At 64.7% G+C, this 3943-nt stretch carries 3 protein-coding genes and 1 pseudogene; all 4 read right to left on the bottom strand.

The window, feature by feature from the left end:
- The coding region (rodA, locus tag A6M56_RS21145) for a rod shape-determining protein RodA (protein ID WP_286758382.1) at positions 1-1020 on the bottom strand (1020 nt) is incomplete at its 3' end.
- A gap of 10 nt (positions 1021-1030) precedes the next feature.
- On the bottom strand, positions 1031-3013 hold the full coding sequence (gene mrdA / locus A6M56_RS21150; RefSeq protein WP_286758383.1) for a penicillin-binding protein 2: 1983 nt from the start codon (positions 3011-3013) through the stop codon (positions 1031-1033).
- A gap of 121 nt (positions 3014-3134) precedes the next feature.
- Positions 3135-3650 (bottom strand): rod shape-determining protein MreD, encoded by a 516-nt coding sequence (gene mreD, locus A6M56_RS21155; RefSeq protein WP_286758384.1) that lies wholly within the window; start codon positions 3648-3650, stop codon positions 3135-3137.
- A pseudogene (locus A6M56_RS21160) lies at positions 3647-3943 on the bottom strand (toxin co-regulated pilus biosynthesis Q family protein); the annotation flags it as partial. The pseudogene A6M56_RS21160 and the gene mreD, both read right to left, overlap by 4 nt.

Genomic DNA, 3943 nt, shown 5'->3' on the forward strand with positions numbered 1-3943 from the left:
GAACGGCAGCGGCACCCCGACGACCGGGAGGATACCACTTACCATGCCCATGTTAACAAAAGCATATGTGAAGAAGCTCAAGGTAATGGCGCCGGCCAGCAGGCGGGCGAAGAAGGTGGGCGCATTGGCGGCGATGATCATGCCGCGCCCGATCAGCAGCAGATAGAGCACGAGCAGGACACAGTTGCCGATCAGGCCGAATTCTTCCGAAAACACCGCGAAGATGAAGTCGGTGGTGCGTTCCGGGATGAATTCCAAGTGCGCCTGGGTGCCCTTCAGCCATCCCTTGCCCGCCACGCCGCCGGAACCGATGGCGATCGTGGCCTGGATGATATGGAATCCCTTGCCGAGCGGATCGGTGGTCGGGTCGATCAGGGTCATGATGCGGTCGCGCTGGTAATCGTGCAGCAGCGACCACACCACAGGCAGGCTGGCCGCGCCGGCCACGGCCAGCCCGATCAGGATTTTCCAGGACAATCCGGCCAGGAAAATCACGTAAAAGCCGGATGACAGCACCAGGATCGCGGTGCCGAGGTCCGGCTGTTTGATGATCAGGCCGGCCGGAATCGCCAGCAACACGGCCGCCACCAGGAACTCTTGCCAGCGCAGCTGGCCCTCGCGCTTCTGGAAAAACCAGGCGAGCATCAGCGGCATGGCGATCTTCATCATCTCGGAAGGCTGGATCACCACGCCGACGTTGAGCCAGCGCCGCGCGCCTTTCTTGATCATGCCGAAGGCCGCCACCGCCAGCAGCAAGCCCACGCCCACGGAATAGACCGGCACCGCGAAGCGCATCAGGGTTTGCGGCGGAACGATAGCGGCAATCCACATCACCACGAATCCGATCAGGATATTGCGCAGCTGGTCCTCGACGCGCCCGGGGAAATCGATGCCGGCCGAATACAGCGTCACGAGCGCGACCGACAGGATCAGGAACAGGATGAGCGCCAGCGGCCCGTCGAACACGGTGAAATACGGTTTGATGATCTGCCGCAGCGGCCGTTTTTCGGTCAGATGCATGGTCTCTTCGTCAATCCCTGTTGCCTTGTGTTTCGGCGCCCGGCTTCGGGCCGCCGATCGATTCTTCCTCCGCCTTCAGCGTCGCGGTGGGATGCGCATCGGCCGGCACGCTCTTGTCGGCCGGCGTCTTGTCCTTGTCCACCGGGCGCTTGCCGAGCAGGTAGTAGTCGAGCGCCTTGCGCACGATGGGCGCCGCCGCCTCCGCGCCGAAGCCGCCGTTCTCGACGATCATCGCGATCGCGATCTTGGGGTTGTCGGCCGGGGCGAACGCGGTGTACAGCGAGTGGTCGCGCATGCGCTCGGCCACCTTCTTGGCGTCGTACTTCTCGTTCTTCTTGATGCCGATCACCTGCGCGGTGCCGGTCTTGCCGGCCGACTCGTATCCGGCGTTGGCGAACACGCGCGCCGACGTGCCTTCCTTGGTCACGCCCACCATCGCGCGCTTGACGATGTCGATGTTTTCCTGCTTGAGCGGGATGCGGTAGCTCTCCTTCGGCACGGTGACGGTGCGCTCCTTGGTCACGCCGTTCTCGATGATTTTCACCAGGTGCGGCTTCATCACCACGCCGTTGTTGGCCAGGTTGGCGACGGCGTGCGCCAGCTGCAGCGGCGTAAACGAGTTGTAGCCCTGGCCGATGCCAAGCGAGATCGTCTCGCCCGCATACCACTTGCGCTGCTCCGGCCGCTTGTACGCATTGCGCTTCCAGGTGGTCGACGGCAGCAGGCCGCGGCGCTCGTGCTCCAGGTCGATGCCGGTGATCTGGCCGAAACCGAACGGCTTCATGAAGTCGTGTATCGTGTCGACGCCGAGGTCGTTGGCCAGCATGTAGTAGTAGGTGTCGCAGGAGTGCACGATCGACCGGTACATGTCGACGGCGCCGTGTCCGCCCTCCTTGTCGTCGCGGAACTTGTGGTTGCCGAACCAGAAATAGCCGGGATCGTAAATCGCGCTGCTCGGGGTGCGCTTGCCCAGTTCCAGCGCGGCCAGCGCCATGAACGGCTTGTAGGTCGAGCCGGGCGGATAGGTGCCGGTCAGCGGCCGGTTGACCAGCGGCCGGTCGGGCGAGTTGTTCAGCTCGTCCCAGCTTTGCGCATCGATGCCGTCGACGAACAGGTTGGGATCGAAGGTCGGCATCGACACGTAGGCGAGGATGTCGCCGGTGGACGGCTCGATCGCGACGAACGCGCCGCGGCGGTCGCCGAAGGCTTCCTCGACGATCTTCTGCAGCTCGATGTCGATCGACAGGATCAGGTTGTTGCCGGGGCTGGCATGGGTGCGCGACAGCGTGCGCACCGGACGCCCGCCGGCCGACACCTCGACCTCTTCATAGCCGGTGGTGCCGTGCAGCTGCTTTTCGTAGCTCTTTTCCAGGCCTTCCTTGCCGATGTATTCGGTGCCGGCGTAGTTGGCCGCGTCCTCCATCTCCTCGATCTTTTCCGCCTCGCGCTGGTTGATGCGGCCGATATAGCCGATCACGTGCGATGCGGTTTTCCCGAGCGGGTACTGGCGGAACAGGCGCGCCTGGATTTCCACGCCGGGGAAGCGGTAGCGCTGCGCGGTGAAGCGCGCCACTTCCTCGTCGGTCAGGCGGGTGCGGATCGGCGTGCTGGCGAAATTCTTCGACTCCTCGCGCAGCTTGCGGAAACGCTTGCGGTCCTTGGGCTGGATGTCGACCAGCGTGGACAGTTCGTCGATCACGCTGTCGAGGTCGCCCTGGATCTTGGAGGGCGTGATTTCCAGCGTATAGGCGGAAAAATTGCGCGCCAGGACCACGCCGTTGCGGTCCAGGATCAGGCCGCGGTTCGGCACCACGGGCACCACGGAAATGCGGTTTTCCTCGGCCTGCGCGGCATAGTCGTTGTGCTTGACGACCTGCAGCCACAGAAAGCGCGCCAGCAGCAGGCCAAAGCAGATGAGCACAAACACGCCCACCGCAGACAGGCGCATGCGGAACAGGTACAGCTCGCGTTCGGTGTTCTTGAATTCAGTCATGCTTCATCTTATGCGATTGACCCTGGGCCAATCGCATCATTACGCGCCCCCTCTCCCGAGGGGCCTGGGGGTGAGGGCGCCTGCAAGAGCGCAGTTCAAACAATCAAGGCACATCCGGCCATCAGATCGGCCGCGTCTCGTCGCGGTCGATCGCACGCCGCTGGGGCGCCAGCAGCATCGAGGTCACCAGCGGCCACAACGCGGCGGAGGTGACGCTCTCCAGGAAGTACACCCAGCCGGGAAAGCGTCCGCTGATCAGCAGCCGCACCGCCAGTTGCACCAGTTGCGCCAGCATCAGCAGCGGCAGGATGTGCAGCGCCTGCGTCGCCAGCGGGAACCACAGCACGCGGCGGTGGATCATGATCGCGAAGTACGACAACAGGGTGTACGCCAGCGCGTGCTGCCCCAGCAGCGTCGCGTCGTGCACATCCATCAGCAGTCCGATGAAGAATGCGACGCCGATGCCGACCTTGCGCGGCTGGTGAATGCTCCAGAAGGCCAGTACCAGCGCGGCAAAATCGGGCACGCCGTACCACTGCCCCCACGGCAGCAGATTGAGCAGGAATGCCGCCATCAGCGTAGCCGCGATGAATACGGGATTGGCCGGCAACAGGATGTAGTGTGGGCGATTGTTCATGGCGTCGTTGCCTTTTGCTGCTGGGCGGCCGGCTTGGCCGGCGCCGCGACCGGCGCGGCTTGTCTGGCCGGCGCTTGCTGCGCCGTTTTCGGCTGCGGCGCCACTGCATGCGGCACCGGCTGCGCGGCAGGCTGCGGCAAGGCAGCCGGCTTCGCTGCCGGGACCGGCGCTTGCTGTGCCGGCACTGCTGCCGGCGGCTGCGCCGCTTTCGGCTGCGCCGCAACAGGCTGTGCCGTAACCGGCTGTGCGGCGGGCGCTTGCTGCTGCGCCGGTTGCGCGGCCGGAGCCGGGCC

The sequence above is a fragment of the Ralstonia sp. RL genome (assembly GCF_001683835.1).
In the GTDB taxonomy this organism is placed as follows: Bacteria; Pseudomonadota; Gammaproteobacteria; order Burkholderiales; family Burkholderiaceae; genus Ralstonia; species Ralstonia mannitolilytica.

Excerpts from the sequence above, each read along its gene's own strand:
- mrdA (WP_286758383.1), bottom strand. The coding sequence starts at position 3,013 with ATGACTGAATTCAAGAACACCGAACGCGAGCTGTACCTGTTCCGCATG.
- mreD (WP_286758384.1), bottom strand. The coding sequence starts at position 3,650 with ATGAACAATCGCCCACACTACATCCTGTTGCCGGCCAATCCCGTATTC.